The 16710-nt window shown below is 56.1% G+C and carries 16 protein-coding genes and 1 pseudogene; all 17 read right to left on the reverse strand.

What is annotated here, in order from left to right; all coding sequences use genetic code 11:
* Positions 1-2: 2 nt before the first annotated feature.
* The 17 genes and pseudogenes from ASD54_RS00270 to ASD54_RS00350 all read right to left on the reverse strand — a co-directional run bounded on the left by ASD54_RS00270 (position 3) and on the right by ASD54_RS00350 (position 16643).
* On the reverse strand, positions 3-773 hold the full coding sequence (locus ASD54_RS00270; protein WP_062552619.1) for a biotin--[acetyl-CoA-carboxylase] ligase: 771 nt from the start codon (positions 771-773) through the stop codon (positions 3-5).
* A complete protein-coding gene (gene nuoN / locus ASD54_RS00275) occupies positions 773-2215 on the reverse strand; it encodes an NADH-quinone oxidoreductase subunit NuoN (RefSeq protein ID WP_062552620.1) in 1443 nt (480 codons plus the stop codon). The genes ASD54_RS00270 and nuoN overlap by 1 nt, the downstream gene beginning before the upstream one ends.
* Before the next feature lie 19 nt (positions 2216-2234).
* Positions 2235-3746, reverse strand: a complete 1512-nt coding sequence (locus ASD54_RS00280; protein WP_062552621.1) for an NADH-quinone oxidoreductase subunit M — start codon at positions 3744-3746, stop codon at positions 2235-2237.
* Complete coding sequence (gene nuoL, locus ASD54_RS00285) at positions 3746-5746, reverse strand: NADH-quinone oxidoreductase subunit L (RefSeq protein WP_062552622.1); 2001 nt, start codon at positions 5744-5746, stop codon at positions 3746-3748. Before nuoL ends, ASD54_RS00280 begins: the two co-directional genes overlap by 1 nt.
* A gap of 7 nt (positions 5747-5753) precedes the next feature.
* A complete protein-coding gene (nuoK, locus tag ASD54_RS00290) occupies positions 5754-6062 on the reverse strand; it encodes an NADH-quinone oxidoreductase subunit NuoK (RefSeq protein ID WP_062552623.1) in 309 nt (102 codons plus the stop codon).
* Positions 6063-6085: 23 nt separating this feature from the next.
* A complete protein-coding gene (locus ASD54_RS00295) occupies positions 6086-6700 on the reverse strand; it encodes an NADH-quinone oxidoreductase subunit J (protein WP_062552624.1) in 615 nt (204 codons plus the stop codon).
* A 129-nt stretch (positions 6701-6829) separates the two neighbouring features.
* Entirely contained in the window at positions 6830-7321 is a 492-nt protein-coding gene (gene nuoI, locus ASD54_RS00300) for an NADH-quinone oxidoreductase subunit NuoI (RefSeq protein WP_062552625.1), read from the reverse strand.
* A 34-nt stretch (positions 7322-7355) separates the two neighbouring features.
* Positions 7356-8399 carry an NADH-quinone oxidoreductase subunit NuoH gene (nuoH, locus tag ASD54_RS00305; protein ID WP_062552626.1) on the reverse strand — a complete coding sequence of 348 codons (1044 nt, stop codon included), beginning with the start codon at positions 8397-8399 and terminating at the stop codon, positions 7356-7358.
* Between the two features lie 12 nt (positions 8400-8411).
* Positions 8412-10493: an NADH-quinone oxidoreductase subunit NuoG gene (nuoG, locus tag ASD54_RS00310; RefSeq protein WP_062552627.1), complete on the reverse strand. Its 2082-nt coding sequence runs from the start codon at positions 10491-10493 to the stop codon at positions 8412-8414.
* Between the two features lie 56 nt (positions 10494-10549).
* Positions 10550-11131: a hypothetical protein gene (locus ASD54_RS00315; protein WP_156378995.1), complete on the reverse strand. Its 582-nt coding sequence runs from the start codon at positions 11129-11131 to the stop codon at positions 10550-10552.
* Positions 11132-11242: 111 nt separating this feature from the next.
* Positions 11243-12547: an NADH-quinone oxidoreductase subunit NuoF gene (gene nuoF / locus ASD54_RS00320; protein ID WP_062552629.1), complete on the reverse strand. Its 1305-nt coding sequence runs from the start codon at positions 12545-12547 to the stop codon at positions 11243-11245.
* 171 nt (positions 12548-12718) lie between these two features.
* Positions 12719-13543: pseudogene (nuoE, locus tag ASD54_RS00325) on the reverse strand (NADH-quinone oxidoreductase subunit NuoE); the annotation flags it as partial.
* A gap of 16 nt (positions 13544-13559) precedes the next feature.
* Complete coding sequence (locus tag ASD54_RS00330) at positions 13560-13814, reverse strand: hypothetical protein (protein WP_062552630.1); 255 nt, start codon at positions 13812-13814, stop codon at positions 13560-13562.
* Positions 13814-15004, reverse strand: coding sequence for an NADH-quinone oxidoreductase subunit D (locus tag ASD54_RS00335; RefSeq protein ID WP_062552631.1), 1191 nt, complete (start codon positions 15002-15004; stop codon positions 13814-13816). Before ASD54_RS00335 ends, ASD54_RS00330 begins: the two co-directional genes overlap by 1 nt.
* Before the next feature lie 83 nt (positions 15005-15087).
* Positions 15088-15690, reverse strand: coding sequence for an NADH-quinone oxidoreductase subunit C (locus tag ASD54_RS00340; protein ID WP_062552632.1), 603 nt, complete (start codon positions 15688-15690; stop codon positions 15088-15090).
* A 15-nt stretch (positions 15691-15705) separates the two neighbouring features.
* Positions 15706-16287: an NADH-quinone oxidoreductase subunit B gene (locus tag ASD54_RS00345; RefSeq protein ID WP_062552633.1), complete on the reverse strand. Its 582-nt coding sequence runs from the start codon at positions 16285-16287 to the stop codon at positions 15706-15708.
* Positions 16278-16643 (reverse strand): NADH-quinone oxidoreductase subunit A, encoded by a 366-nt coding sequence (locus ASD54_RS00350; RefSeq protein ID WP_062552634.1) that lies wholly within the window; start codon positions 16641-16643, stop codon positions 16278-16280. The genes ASD54_RS00345 and ASD54_RS00350 overlap by 10 nt, the downstream gene beginning before the upstream one ends.
* Positions 16644-16710: the final 67 nt, after the last annotated feature.

Consider the following 16710-nt stretch of genomic DNA (forward strand, 5'->3'; position numbering starts at 1 on the left):
GTTCATTCCGTTTCAAGAAGAAAAACATCGCCCGCAGCAATATGGTGCAGGCGGTTCTCGGTCTCCAGTATCAGAAGTCCATCATCATCGATACCGACAAACACACCATCCAAAGACCGGTCCGGCAAATTAACGCGGATCATCGTGCCTATCCCACATGCAGCAGACCGCCAGAAACGAGTTACCTCAGCCACGCCATGACCGTGATCCCAGATGTTCAAGATCTGAATCATCTCATCGAACAGATGCGTAAACACCTCTCCAGCAGAACTCGTAGCGCCCTGCTCTTGCAAAGAAGTCACGCCATAAGGTGCCGTTTCGGGACGATGACGAATATTGATCCCGATGCCACAGACAACGGCACGGCGGCCATCGGGAAGAATTTCAGCTTCGAGGAGAATGCCGCATGATTTCTTGCGCCCTATAAGAACGTCATTCGGCCACTTGATCTCAACAGCTTCTGCGGTCGCTGGCAAAACTCTCCGCAGCGTCCCGTGAACAGCCAGTGACACGGCGAGCGGAAGCGAGCTCAGGAGTTCAGGTGGTGAAGGATCAATCAGGAGGAGACTTGCGTAAAGATTACCGACTTCGGAGGTCCATGCCCGTCCACGACGTCCTCGGCCTGCGGTCTGGCGCTCGGCAGTAATCCAAAGTCCGGAGGCTTCGCCTTGACGAGCCCGCGTCAAACATTCCGTATTTGTCGAAGACACCTCGCCAAGTGCGAGGTGTCTGAAATTCTCGAGGGAGTAAGATCCCCCTCGTTCGTTGCGCATTAGAAGAACGCCTTCGCAGCAGCTTCTGCGGCAAGGCCGATCGGGCCGCCAAACAGCACATAGGCAGTGACGAAGAGACCCGAAATGCCAAAGACGAGTCTCAGTTCGCCGGCAGTCCGAGCGAACTCGCCGTTTGCTGCGTCGAACCACATGACCTTAACGATGCGAAGGTAGTAGTAGGCGCCGACAACGGAGGAGAGGACACCGATAATGGCAAGCGCATAAAGCTTCGCCTCGATCGCGGCAACAAAGACAAAGTACTTTGCAAAGAAGCCTGCCAAGGGCGGAATACCGGCCAGCGAGAACATGAGAGCCGTCAGAACCACCGCCATGAAGGGGTTCGTCGAGGAAAGGCCTGCCAGATCATCGACGCTCTCGAGAGCCGCACCTTCCTTCCGACGCATCGACATGATGCAGGCAAAAGTGCCAAGCGTCATGACCATGTAAATCAGCATGTAAAGGGCGACGCCGGAAACGCCGGTCTCAGAACCAGAGGCCAGGCCTACCAGAGCATAGCCCATGTGTCCGATCGACGAGTAGGCCATCAGGCGCTTGATGTTCTTCTGACCAATCGCCGCGAAGGATCCCAGAAGCATGGACGCAATCGAGATGAAAACCACGACCTGTTGCCAATCCGCGAAAACAGGCATGAATGCATCTGTCACGATCCGCACGAAAATTGCCATCGCAGCAACCTTGGGGCCAGCTGCGAAAAACGCCGTAACCGGTGTTGGCGCGCCCTCATACACATCCGGCGTCCACATATGGAAGGGAACCGCAGAAATCTTGAATGCAAGTCCGGCCAGAATGAACACTAGTCCGAAAACAACGCCAAGCGACCGCGTTTCTGCCGTCAGAACAGCCGCGATATTGTCAAAGCCCGTATTGCCCGTGAAGCCATAGACCAGCGACATACCATAAAGCAGCATGCCCGAGGACAAGGCACCAAGGACGAAGTACTTCAAGCCAGCTTCAGTTGAACGGAGACTGTCACGATTGATCGCAGCAACAACATACAGTGCAAGCGACATCAACTCGAGGCCAAGGTAGAGAGCGATAAGGTCGTTGGCCGAGATGAGCAGCATCATTCCCAGCGTTGCAAGCGTCAGGAGCACCGGAAACTCGAACCGATCCAGCTGTTCCGACCGCGCGTTGCCGACTGTCATAATCATGGCCGTGATCGAACCGATCAGCGCGATGACTTTCATGAAGCGACTGAAGGAGTCGAGTACGAAAGCGCCTCCCCAGGCTTCGCCCTGCATTGGAGAAAAGACCAGCCACAGTCCGGCTGCGATCATGATTGCAACGGCAAGTCCCGTCACAGTCGGAGCAGATTTGTCACCAGAGAAGACACCGATCATGAGCAACGCAAGAGCACCAACCGCGAGGATCAGTTCCGGCGTCGAGATCTGCAGGCTCGTAATGAGAAGTTCAGCAGTCATTTGAAATCGTGTCCCCTTGTCAATGCACGACAAGTGCAAGTTTCTGCGCGGCCTGCAGGGCAGCGGAGTAGTTATTGAGCAGCAAATCGACGGATGCGGCAGTCGCATCGAAAACCGGTGCAGGATAGACGCCGAAGAAGATCGTCAGAACAACGAGCGGATACAGTATGATCTTCTCGCGTGTCGACAGATCGAGCAGCCCCTTCAGGCTTTCCTTTTCCAGCGCACCGAAGATCACCCGACGGTAGAGCCACAAAGCATAGGATGCCGACAAGATCACACCCGTCGCTGCAAAAAGCGCAACCCATGTATTCGCGCGGAACACACCGATGATCGTCAGGAATTCGCCGACAAAGCCGGAAGTGCCTGGAAGACCGACATTGGCCATGGTGAAGACCATGAACGCAACCGCGTATTTCGGCATGTTGTTGACCAGACCGCCATAGGCCGCGATTTCACGGGTATGGAGACGATCATAGACGACGCCGACACAGAGAAAGAGCGCGCCGGATACGATACCGTGCGACAGCATCTGGAAGATAGCTCCCTGCACACCCTGCGCGTTGGCCGCAAAGATGCCCATGGTGACATATCCCATGTGAGCGACCGACGAATAGGCGATCAACTTCTTGATATCGTCCTGCATCATCGCGACGAGCGACGTGTAGATGATGGCAAGAACAGACAGCGTGAACACGAAGGGAGCGAAGTAATCCGAGGCCAATGGGAACATTGCCAGGGAGAAACGGATGAACCCGTAACCGCCGAGCTTCAGCATCACACCCGCCAGGATAACAGACCCGGCGGTCGGTGCCTGAACGTGCGCATCCGGCAGCCAGGTATGCACCGGCCACATCGGCATCTTGACAGCGAAGGCCGCAAAGCAAGCAAGCCAAAGCCAGGTCTGCATTCCAGCCGGGAAGCCAAACTTCAGGAGTTCAGTGATATCTGTCGTGCCGGCCTGCCAGTACATCGCCATGATGGCCAGCATCATCAGAACTGAGCCGAGGAGCGTGTAGAGGAAGAACTTATAGGATGCGTAGACGCGATCCTTCCCGCCCCAGACGCCGATGATGACGAACATGGGGATCAGCGTCGCTTCGAAGAAGACGTAGAACAAGACGATGTCGAGCGAGACGAACACGCCGATCATCACGACTTCCAGAAGCAGGAAGGCGATCATGTATTCCTTGATACGCTTCTCGACAGATTCCCAGCTTGCCAGAACGCAGAATGGCATGAGGAACGTTGTCAGGATCACGAACAGCATTGATATGCCGTCGACACCCAAATGATAGGCAATCCCGGTGTTGAGCCATTGATGCTTTTCTACCATCTGGAAACCCGGATTCGAGTTGTCGAACCCGATCCAGATCAGCAGAGACACCAAAAAGGTAACGACAGTCGTCCAGAGGGAAACATTCAGGATATTCCGGCGGCCGTGAGGACCGTCTTCCCGCGTCAAGAGCAGGAGAACGACACCAACGAGCGGCAGAAAGGTGACCGTTGAGAGAATCGGCCAATCGGTCATTAGAGGGAACTCCCGAGCATCATCCAGGTGACGAGCGCAGCAATGCCGATGAGCATCGCGAACGCATAATGATAAAGATAACCGGACTGAAGCCGGACAACACCGCGCGTCACATCCATGACGCGTGCCGCGATGCCGTTAGGTCCATAGGCATCGATGATACCCACGTCGCCGCGCTTCCAGAGGAAACGACCAAGCGCCTTGGCAGAGCGGACAAAGAGCAGGTCATAAAGTTCGTCGAAGTACCACTTGTTCAGCAGGAACTGATAGAGAACCCTGTGCTGCTCAGCCAGACGCTTCGGTGTTTCCGGCGACTTGATGTACATGAACCAAGCGATAACGAAACCCGTCAGCATGGCAACGAATGGGCTCCACTTCACCCAAAGCGGTACATGGTGAAACTCTTCGAGAATTTCATTCGTCGGCAGTGTGAACAGGGCACCCTTCCAGAACTCGTTGTACTCGTGCCCGAAGAAGTACCCTTCGAAGACGACACCTGCGAGGACCGCACCAACCGTCAAGAAGGCCAAGGGCAGAAGCATGACAAGCGGTGACTCATGGACATGGTGCATGACATCCGAGGAAGCCCGCGGCTTTCCGAAGAATGTGAGAAACGCCAGACGCCACGAATAGAAGCTCGTGAACAACGCGGCAATAACAAGCAGTGTGAAAGCGAAGCCGGACACAGCCGAATGCGAGGCATAGGCCGATTCAATGATGACGTCCTTGGAGAAGAAACCGGCGAAACCGATCATCGTCCCCGGGATACCCACGCCTGTCAGAGCAAGGGTACCGATCGTCATGGCCCAGAATGTGTATGGAATATGCTTCCGCAGCCCGCCCATGTAACGCATGTCCTGCTCGCCATCCACAGCGTGGATCACGGAACCGGCGCCCAAGAAGAGAAGGGCCTTGAAGAAGGCGTGCGTGAACAGATGGAAGACAGCAGCACCATAGGCACCGACACCCAGCGCAACGAACATGTAGCCAAGCTGCGAGCAGGTCGAATAGGCAATGACACGCTTGATGTCATTCTGCACGAGACCGACCGTTGCCGCGAAGAATGCCGTGATCGCGCCGATGATCGTAACAACCGTCAGTGCATCTGGCGACAGTTCAAAGATCGGCGACATACGAGCAACGAGGAAGACGCCAGCGGTGACCATCGTAGCCGCATGAATGAGCGCAGACACGGGGGTCGGCCCCTCCATGGCGTCCGGAAGCCATGTGTGCAGAAGAAACTGCGCGGATTTACCCATGGCGCCCATGAATAGAAGCAGGCAGACGCCTGTCAGTGCATGTGCTTTATCCAGATGCATGCCGAACAGGTTGATGACTGCTTGGCTGGCATCTGCTGAGCCCGCAGCCGGAAGATAGGTCGGCGCCGTTGCAAAAATGGTCTCGAAATTGATGGATCCGAATAGAACGAAAACACCGGAAATGCCGAGTACAAAACCGAAGTCGCCGACGCGGTTGACGATGAACGCCTTCATGGCCGCTGCAGACGCAGAGGGCTTCTTGAACCAGAAACCGATCAGCAAGTAAGAGGCCAGACCAACACCTTCCCAACCGAAGAACATCTGAGCCAAATTGTCAGACGTTACCAGCATGAGCATCGCGAAGGTGAACAATGAGAGGTAGGCGAAGAAACGCGGCCGATGCGGATCGTGGTGCATGTATCCAATGGAATAGATATGCACGAGGGTCGAAACGGAGTTCACGACCACGAACATGACCACGGTGAGCGTATCGATCCGGAAGGCCCATTCGAAATCAAGGCCGCCGGACTGAATCCAACGCAGGACGGTTACCTTGATCATCTCATGGCCTTCACCGTGAGCAAGCCCGACCTGGAAGAATACGATCCAGGACAAGATCGCGGCGACGATCATCAGACCACTTGTGACGTATTCAGAAGCCTTCGCACCAATGGAGCGGCCAAAGAGGCCGGCGATCAGAAAGCCGATCAGGGGGAGAAAGACAATAGCCTTGTAGATCATAACCCGATCAGCCCTTCATCATATTGACGTCTTCAACGGCAATCGAACCACGATTGCGGTAGAAGACCACGAGTATCGCGAGACCGATCGCAGCTTCCGCAGCTGCAACGGTCAGAATAAAGAGTGCGAAAACCTGACCGACGATGTCGTTGAGGAACGACGAGAACGCGATCATGTTGAGGTTGACCGACAGCAGGATCAATTCGACGGACATCAGAATGATGATGACGTTCTTCCGGTTGAGGAAGATGCCGAAGACGCCAAGCGTGAAGAGTATCGCGCTGACCGTCAGGTAATGGGAAAGTCCGATTTCCATATCTCAGTTCCTTGATCGCGCTCTTAGATGCCTTGGCCGGTCTTGACCTTGACCACTTCGATAGCTGTCGCAGGCGTACGAGCAACTTGCTGCGAAATGTTCTGGCGCTTGATATTTTCGCGGTGACGCAGGGTCAGGACGATTGCACCAATCATTGCGACCAGCAGGACCAGACCCGACACCTGGAAGAAGTAGACGTAGTTTGTGTAGAGAACATCGCCGAGTGCTGCGGTGTTCGTGCGTGTTGCTGGCGACGGGATCGGCATCGTGATGGCCTTGGCCGCTTCGGGCGTGAGGACCGACCCGCCAACAACAACGATTAGTTCCGCAGCAACAATCAACCCGACCAGAGCTCCAACCGGCGCGTACTGGAGAATGCCGGAGCGCAGGGCAGCAAAGTCGATATCGAGCATCATGACGACGAACAGGAAGAGCACCGCCACAGCGCCGATGTAAACGACCAGCAAGATCATGGCCAGGAATTCAGCACCCGTCAGCAGGAAGAGCCCTGCCGCGTTAAAGAAAACCAGGATCAAGAAAAGCACCGAATGAACGGGATTCCTGGCCGAGATGACCATGAAGGCCGATGCGACCGCTACAAAGGCGAACAAATAGAAGAAAACAGCCTGCAAACCCATGGTGGTGCCTTTTCGTCTTCCCCAGCGAGGAACTCTCTCCCCACTGTCAAAACCCGGCGGAACGACCAGCCAGGTAGGTAATGTCTTCAGTTTATTCGGCGCCCTCGCGGACGCCGACAATTCAAACGCTCAACGATAAGGAGCGTCGATGGAGATATTGCGCGCAATTTCGCGCTCCCATCGGTCGCCGTTATCGAGCAGACGCTGCTTATCGAAGTAGAGTTCTTCACGCGTTTCCGTCGAGAACTCGAAGTTCGGACCTTCGACGATTGCGTCAACCGGGCATGCCTCCTGGCAGAAGCCGCAATAAATGCACTTCACCATGTCGATGTCATAGCGGACTGTTCGGCGCGTCCCGTCATTGCGACGCGGGCCAGCCTCGATGGTGATGGCCTGGGCGGGACAGATTGCCTCGCACAGCTTGCAGGCGATGCACCGCTCTTCGCCGTTTGGATAACGACGCAGTGCATGCTCACCCCGAAATCGCGGACTGACCGGACCCTTTTCGAAGGGGTAATTGATCGTCGCCTTCTGCTTGAAAAAATAGCGCATCGACAAGAAGAAGGTCGACACGAATTCCTTCAGAAAAAGCGAGCTGATCGACTGAGCCAGACTTGCCATTTGTATTCTCCAATGAGCTTCCGGTCAGGCGCAATCAGGCGCCAGCGGTAAGCTTCAGTACGAATGCAGTGATGATGACCATAGCGAGCGAGAGCGGCAGGAAGACTTTCCAACCCAGACGCATCAGCTGGTCGTAGCGGTAACGCGGAACAAACGCCTTGACCATTGCGAACATGAAAAAGACGAATGTTCCCTTGAGGATGAACCACACGATGCCCGGCACCCAGTTCAAGAACCAGACATCAACCGGCGGGAGCCAGCCTCCTAGGAACAGGATGGTCGTCAGCGAGCAGATCAGCAGGATGGCGGCGTATTCGCCGAGCATCAACATCATGTAAGGCGCAGAGGAGTACTCCACCATGTAGCCGGCCACGAGTTCGGATTCTGCTTCCGGTAGATCGAACGGAGGGCGGTTCGTTTCAGCGAGGCCGGAAATGAAGAAGATCACGAACATCGGGAACAGGACGAGCCAGTGCCAATCAAGGAACGAGGCTGGCAATCCGACTGCCGTGCCTATGCCGGTCTTTTGCGCAAGGACAATGTCCGTCAGGTTCAAAGAACCGACGCACAGCAGAACCGTCACGATCACGAAGCCGATCGAGACTTCATAGGATACCATCTGCGCCGCAGAGCGCAGTGCGCCAAGGAAAGGATATTTGGAGTTGGACGCCCAGCCAGACATGATTACGCCGTAAACTTCCAGCGAGGAAATGGCGAAGACGTAAAGGATGCCGACGTTGATATTGGCGATTACCCAGTTTTCGTTGAACGGGATGACGGCCCAGGTCGCGAGCGCAAGGGTAACCGACACGAGCGGCGCCAGCAGGAACACGCCTTTGTTCGCGCCGGCCGGAATGATCGGCTCTTTGAATACGAACTTCAAAAGATCGGCAAACGACTGGAAAAGGCCGAACGGGCCCACCACGTTAGGTCCACGGCGCAACTGTACCGCTGCCCAGATCTTGCGATCGGCCAGCAGGATATAGGCGATGAACACGAGCAGGCATACGAGGAGCAACAGGGACTGGCCGATCATAACAATCGCTGGCCAGACGTAAGTCAAAAAGAAGGAGTCCATGTTTTCCAGCCTTTACTCTGCCGCAGCCTTGAAATTGTTGCGGGCCAGTGCCGAACATTCCGCCATCACGGCCGAAGCACGTGCAATTGGGTTCGTGAGATAGAAGTCTTTGACCGAAGACGCAAACCCAGACTTGCCCAAGCTCACCGGTTTTTTTGCAAGCTCTGCAATCTCATTGCTCGGAGCCGGAGCAATTTCGTCCAGCGCGTTGAAATGAGGGTGCGCTTCATACAGCTGGCGACGAAGAGCCGAAAGCGAATCAAAGGGTAGCTTCTTGCCGAGAACGTCCGAAAGCGCACGGATGATGGCCCATTCTTCGCGAGCATCGCCAGGCGCAAAGCCCGCACGATTACCCATCTGCACCCGCCCCTCGAGATTGACCCAAGTGCCGGACTTTTCCGTATAGGCAGCGCCGGGGAGGATCACGTCTGCGCCATGCGCGCCAGCATCGCCATGACTACCGATATAGACGGTGCACTTGGCATGCTTTGTGGAAAACTCCATTTCGTCAGCGCCCAACAGGAAGAGTACGTCCATCGACCGCAGCATGGTTGCGGCATTGGCACCGTTAGCGCCCGGAACGAAACCGAGATCCAGTCCACCAACACGCGAAGCGGCAGTATGGAGCACACCGAAGCCATTCCAGTCTTCGCTCACTGCACCAACAGCACTTGCGATCGAGGCGGCAGAAGCAAGGATGCTCGCTCCGTCGTCTCTCGTCAGAGCGCCGGGTCCCACGACAATCATGGGCTTTTTCGCGTTGCGCAGTTTCTCGAGGAATCCATGGGATCCGTTGGCCAGTTCGGCAAGGGTTTCCGGACCAGCACCGAGATACTCATAAGGGTAACGCAGCTCAGCCGCTTCGCCGATCACAGCAATCGGGAAATTGCCGCGACGCCAGCGTTTACGGATACGGGCGTTCAGAACGGCAGCTTCCACTCGGGGATTGGCGCCGATGAGCAGGAGTGCGTCAGCGTTTTCAATACCTTGGATGGTCGGATTAAAGATGTAGCTTGAACGACCAAAGGCCGGATCCAGCTTCGAACCATCCTGACGACAATCGAGATTCTGCGAACCAAGTGCGTTCAGGAGTTGCTTGAGCGCGTACATTTCTTCAACGCTCGCAAGATCACCTGCGATCGCGCCGATACGGGCACCGGTCGTTGCCGAAACCGCCGTCTTGATCGTCTGGAAAGCGTCCGCCCAGGTGGTGGGCTGCAAGCGACCGTCGCGACGGACATAGGGACGATCGAGACGCTGGGTCTTCAGACCATCCCAGATGAAGCGGGTTTTATCAGAGATCCATTCTTCATTCACTTCCTCGTTCACGCGAGGCATGATGCGCATCACTTCGCGACCGCGCGTATCGACCCGGATTGCAGAGCCAACAGCATCCATCACATCAATCGATTCGGTCTTGCCCAGTTCCCAAGGACGCGCCGTGAAGGCGAACGGACGTGACGTCAGTGCACCGACCGGGCAGAGATCAATGACATTGCCCTGTAGTTCGGACGTCATTGCATGCTCGAGATAGGTCGTGATTTCCGCGTCTTCGCCGCGACCGATCAGGCCTAGCTCGGAGATGCCACCCACTTCCGTCGTGAAACGAACGCAACGCGTGCAATGGATGCAGCGGTTCATCACCGTCTTGACGAGCGGGCCGATATATTTGTCTTCAACAGCCCGCTTGTTTTCGGCATAGCGGGAAGCGTCCATACCGAAGGCCATTGCCTGATCCTGCAGATCACACTCGCCGCCCTGGTCGCAGATCGGACAATCAAGCGGATGATTGATGAGCAGGAATTCCATGACCCCTTCCCGGGCCTTCTTCACCATCGGTGTGTTGGTGAAGACTTCAGGAAGTTCGCCGTTCGGACCACCGCGAATATCGCGCACGCCCATGGCGCAGGAGGCAGCCGGCTTTGGCGGTCCGCCCTTTACCTCGATAAGGCACATGCGGCAGTTGCCCGCCACCGACAAGCGCTCATGGAAACAGAAACGCGGCACTTCGGCACCCGCCTCCTCGCACGCTTGCAAAAGCGTGAAGTGATCGGGAACCTCTATCTCTTTGCCGTCAACCTTGAGCTTAACCATCGTCACTTACGTCCTGTTTCCAGTCCCCTGCCCTTTCAGGCTGGTGACACATTCCGTTACCGCAGCAGCGCCTTTGCCTGCGCGATCCAATCGTCCTTGGCAATCCGACCGTCAAGTCCCAGCTCCCGGTCGAAATGCTCTACTTCCTTATCAGTCCATGCTGCAATATCCTCAATGCGCACGACACCCATGCCATTGAGCAATACCTCCAACTTCGGGCCGATACCCGAAATTGCCTTAAGATCATCCGGCTGCTTTCTAGTTCTGCTGCTGAGACGCTTGCTCCCACCGACCGAAGCCGGTGAAGCGGTAGCCTTGCTACGCCCTACCTTGGCGGGCTTGGGTGCACCTTGCGTCTCAGAAACCTTCTGCTTTGACTTTGCTTGAAGCTTTACCGCGGGAGCGCTGGTGCTCGGAGATACCTCTTGCGATGCATCCGAAGCCACATCCATCGCTACCGCAACTGTCCTGACTTCGTCGATTCGACCCGCGTCCTTCACCGCACCAGAAAGCTTGTCATCTTCTGCCTGCCGCTGCTCGGTAGTTGCAGTTGCCGCCATAGCGGCCTGCATGATGCCGAAAAAGGCGCCCGCGAACTGGTTGCTCAACGCAAGACCAGCGGCGGTGGCAGCCGTCATCCACTCCAAGGGACTAGCCGGTGCATGGTCGGAAAAAGGCAAAGTGAACCCGAGCGAAGAATTCTTCTTCGCATCAGAATTACCCTTTTCGTTGCCCGCCCCGACCATTGATTACTCCGCAGCTTCCATGACAGCGCCGTGGCTGGTGGCGTTGGCAGTGTATTGATCGATGCGCTTCTCGATGTCAGATCGGAAATTGCGGATCAGACCCTGGATAGGCCAAGCCGCCGCGTCGCCGAGTGCACAGATTGTGTGGCCCTCGATCTGCTTCGACACCTGGAACAGCATATCGATTTCGCGCTTCTGCGCCTGCCCCTTCACCATCCGCTCGAGAACACGCATCATCCAGCCGGTGCCTTCCCGGCAAGGCGTGCACTGACCGCAGCTTTCGTGTTTGAAGAACGCAGCAATACGCCAGATCGCCTTGATGATATCCGTGGATTTATCCATCACGATCATGCCGCCTGTCCCGAAGGACGACTTGACTTCGCGCATGCCGTCAAAGTCCATGATCGCATCGGCCATGTCCTCGCCGCGGACAACCGGGCACGATGCACCGCCTGGGATGACAGCAAGCAAATTGTCCCAGCCGCCGCGAATACCGCCGCAATGGCGCTCGATCAGCTCACGGAAGGATAGGCCCATGGCTTCCTCGAAGGTGCAGGGCTTGTTGACGTGGCCGGAAACCATGAACAGCTTTGTGCCGACATTGTTGGGACGACCAATAGCCGAGAACCACGAAGCGCCACGGCGAAGGATAGTCGGGGCAACGGCGATCGATTCGACGTTATTCACCGTCGTCGGACAGCCATAAAGACCCATGTTTGCCGGGAACGGCGGCTTGAGGCGCGGCTGACCCTTTTTGCCTTCAAGGCTTTCCAGAAGTGCAGTCTCTTCACCGCAGATGTAGGCGCCTGCGCCATGATGGACGTAGACATCAAAATCCCAGCCACACTTGTTGTTGGCGCCGAGCAGGCCAGCATCATAGCATTCGTCGATGGCCTTTTGCAGATCCTCGCGCTCACGCATGTACTCACCGCGCACATAGATGTAAGCGGTATGAGCACCCATCGCAAAGCCTGCAATCACGCAGCCTTCGATCAACGTATGGGGGTCATTGCGCAGGATCTCGCGATCCTTGCAGGTACCAGGCTCCGATTCGTCAGCATTGACCACGAGATAATGAGGGCGGCCATCCGATTCCTTCGGCATGAAGGACCACTTCAGACCGGTCGGGAAGCCCGCGCCACCGCGCCCGCGCAGACCGGACGCCTTCATCTCGTTGATGATCCAGTCGCGGCCTTTTTCAATGATCTGCTTCGTACCATCCCAGTGGCCACGGCTCATCGCGCCTTTCAGCGACTTGTCCTTGAGGCCGTAAATGTTGGTAAAGATGCGATCCTGATCTTTCAACATGATGTGTTCCACCAGTCCGCGGCCCCGAGGCCGGCTTTATGAATACCTGTTCACCGCGGAATGCGGCGTTTCACCGATGCGGCAGAGTTATTTGTCGCCACCGGATGTCTTGTCGCCTGTACCCGCTACCTTGCTGCCTTCAGCCGGTGCGCCCTCGCCCGTGCTCCCAACAGCCTTGGGGTCAGGCTCTGAAGCCTTTGTCCCGGAAAGCGGCTGCGTCTCAGCTTTCGCGGCATTCGCTTTCGCTTCTGCCGGCGCAGTCACCGGTGTCTTGAGCGCAGCATTGGTTTCCGCACCCGTATCCTTCGGACGAGCAGCCTCGGCAGGCGGTACGGAAGCACCCTCTGCAGGAGCCTGAGCCTCCAGATTGGTACGGACCGGCTTTGTCTCCTCAAGGAGCGTCAGCGACCCACCTTCGGGTGCAGACAAATGCCGGTCGATCTGGGGACCAGTTCTGACATCTGCGCCACGACCTGCTTCGAATTCATCGATAATCTCTTCAAGACGCTCAGGCGTAAGATCTTCATAAGCATCTTTGAAGATCATCACCATCGGCGCATTGACGCACGCACCCTGACATTCGACTTCTTCCCAGGACAGGGTGCCGGATGCGTTGCGCTCGAAAGGCTCGGCATTGATCTTGCGCTTGCACACGTCCATCAAGGCTTCGGAACCTCTCAGCATGCAAGGCGTTGTACCGCAAACCTGGATGTGAGCCTTCGTGCCAATCGGCTTCAGCTGAAACTGCGTGTAAAAGGTCGCAACTTCCAGCACGCGAATGTAGGGCATAGCCAGTTTCTGGGCGATAAACTCGATTGCTGCCCGCGTCACCCAGCCATCCTGCTCCTGGGCGCGCATCAATAACGGAATCACCGCTGATTGCTGGCGACCTTCCGGATATTTGCGAATCGTCGCTTCGGCCCAATCTGCGTTGTCCGCAGTGAAGGCAAAAGCTGCCGGCTGAAACTGATCTTCGGCTAGTCGACGAACAGACATTTCTTCTCACGCCTTATCAATTGATGGATGCGCACCGCGTGTTCGCCACATTGACGAATTCGCAGGCGTAGCCGGATTTTCCCTTTTGCATGAATACGATCAACTTCGATCCATTGGGTACGGCCGACTTGATTTCATATTCCTTGGCTAGGAGTTCCGCCATGGTCGCATCAGCACCTCGCGCGGTGTCTGCCCCTGTCTGAAAGCTCTGAGCTTCAGCTGCAAAGCTGGACAGGATAAACAATCCGGCTGCGAAGGCGACGCATTTCATCAGCGGTCAACCTCTCCAAACACGATATCGAGTGATCCGAGCACCGCGGAAACGTCAGCAAGCTGATGTCCACGGCACAGGAAATCCATTGCCTGCAGATGTGCATAGCCCGGAGCGCGGATCTTGCAGCGGTACGGCTTATTCGTTCCGTCAGAAACCAGATAAACGCCAAACTCACCCTTCGGGGCCTCTACTGCGGCATACACCTCGCCTTCCGGCACATGGAAACCTTCGGTGTAGAGCTTGAAGTGATGGATCAGCGCTTCCATGGAGCGCTTCATCTCACCGCGCTTCGGTGGAACAACCTTGCCGTCGATAGACGATACGGGACCGGTCTTTGCATCGCCGAGCAGGCGGTCGACGCACTGCTTCATGATCTTGCAGGACTGCTCCATCTCGAACATGCGGATCAAGTAACGATCGTAACAGTCACCGTTCTTGCCGATTGCGATATCGAAATCGAGATCGGCGTAACATTCGTACGGCTGCGACTTGCGAAGATCCCACTTCGCGCCGGAACCGCGAACCATGACGCCCGAGAAGCCCCATGCCCAGGCATCTTCCAGCGAAACAACACCGATATCGACGTTGCGCTGCTTGAAAATGCGGTTGTCGGTGATCAGGCCATGGATATCCTGAAGGGCACGCGGGAACTCGTCACACCATCTACCGATGTCTTCGACAAGATCCTGAGGAAGATCCTGGTGCACGCCACCCGGACGAAAATAGGCCGCATGCATGCGAGCACCGGAAGCGCGCTCATAAAACACCATGAGCTTTTCGCGCTCTTCGAAACCCCAAAGCGGAGGCGTAAGCGCACCGACGTCCATGGCCTGCGTCGTCACGTTCAGCAGATGCGACAGGATACGACCGATTTCGGAATAGAGGACACGGATGAGCTGACCGCGGATCGGGACTTGGATGCCGAGCAACTTCTCAACCGCGAGACAGTAGGCATGCTCCTGATTCATCGGAGCAACGTAGTCGAGGCGATCGAAATACGGCAGGGCCTGAAGATAGGTCTTGGCCTCGATCAGCTTTTCCGTGCCGCGATGAAGCAGGCCAATATGGGGATCGACGCGCTCGACGATTTCACCATCCAGCTCAAGGACCAGACGCAGAACGCCGTGCGCCGCAGGATGCTGCGGTCCGAAATTGATATTGAAATTGCGGACGTTGTGTTCAGTCATTTCTGCCTACTCCATGCTGGACGGCTCAAAAGCGCCAGCGGGATGACGTTCCTTGTTAAAGCGGCGCCAGGACGCCGCCTGAATCAGACCTTGGCCTTCTCGTCGCCGGGAAGCACGTAGTCCGTACCTTCCCAGGGACTCAGGAAATCGAAATTACGAAATTCCTGGCGCAGTTGCACCGGCTCGTAAACGACACGCTTTGCACCATCATCATAGCGAACTTCGACGAAGCCAGTCAGTGGGAAATCCTTGCGGAGAGGATGACCTTCGAAGCCGTAATCGGTCAGGATACGACGAAGATCCGGGTGACCGGTAAACAAAATGCCGTACAGATCCCACGCTTCCCGCTCGAACCAGTCTGCACCCGGGTAGACTGCGCATGCCGATGGGACCGCTTCATCTTCTCCGCACTGCACCTTGACGCGAATGCGCGCATTCTGGCTTGGCGAAAGCAGATGATAGACAACATCGAAGCGACGCGCACGCTGCGGCCAGTCGACGCCGGCGATATCAACGAGGTTGACGTAACGTGCCTGCACATCGTCACGCAAGAACGTCAACAGCGCGATCAGGTTTTCCGGTGTCGTGTTGAGCGTCAACTCATCATATGCGATAGCCGATGACGCGACCAAGCCAGGTCGAGCCTCGTTCACATAAGCCGCGAAGTCGTTCAGGGCCTCACTCATATTCAGTCCTCGCCCTTAGCGCTCGATCGTTCCGGTCCGGCGTATCTTCTTCTGCAGCAGAAGCACGCCGTACAGCAGCGCCTCCGCTGTGGGGGGACAGCCGGGAACATAGATATCAACAGGTACGACGCGATCGCAGCCACGGACCACCGAATAGGAATAATGGTAGTAGCCGCCACCGTTAGCGCACGATCCCATGGAAATGACGTAACGTGGCTCAGGCATCTGGTCGTAAACCTTGCGCAGAGCAGGCGCCATCTTGTTCGTCAGGGTGCCCGCCACAATCATTACGTCAGACTGACGAGGCGACGCACGAGGCGCGAAACCAAAGCGCTCGACATCATAGCGAGGCATTGAAAGCTGCATCATTTCCACAGCGCAGCACGCAAGACCAAACGTCATCCACATCAGGGAGCCGGTGCGCGCCCAGTTGATCAGTTCGTCAGTCGAAGTGACCAGAAAACCCTTATCGGCGAGTTCGTTATTGATCTCGCCGAAGAATGCATCGTCGCTTCCGACCGGCTTGCCGGTCCGGGGATCAATGATACCCTTCGCCTGTGGCGCAACCAGGGTGGTGCCGTTATCGACTACTCCCATTCCAGCGCTCCTTTTTTCCACTCATAGATAAAGCCGATGGTCAGGACGCCGAGGAACACCATCATGGACCAGAAGCCAAACCAGCCGATTTCTCCGAAGGACACAGCCCAAGGGAACAGAAAAGCAACTTCCAGGTCAAAGATGATGAACAGAATCGACACGAGATAGAATCGGATGTCGAACTTCATTCGGGCATCGTCAAATGCATTGAAACCGCACTCGTAGGCAGACAGCTTTTCCGCATCCGGCGCCTTGTAGGCAACAGCGAACGGAGCAATTAGAAGCGCCAGACCGATCACGAGGGCAATTCCAATAAAAATCGCGATCGGAACATAGGAACTGAGAAGTTCAGTCATCGTATTCCATCCTTGCTTGCCAAGCGGTGCCGGGCGGCACAAAAGCGAATGCGCGGCAAGCGAACGT

The sequence above is a fragment of the Rhizobium sp. Root149 genome (genome assembly GCF_001427345.1).
GTDB lineage: Bacteria > Pseudomonadota > Alphaproteobacteria > Rhizobiales > Rhizobiaceae > Neorhizobium > Neorhizobium rhizoryzae.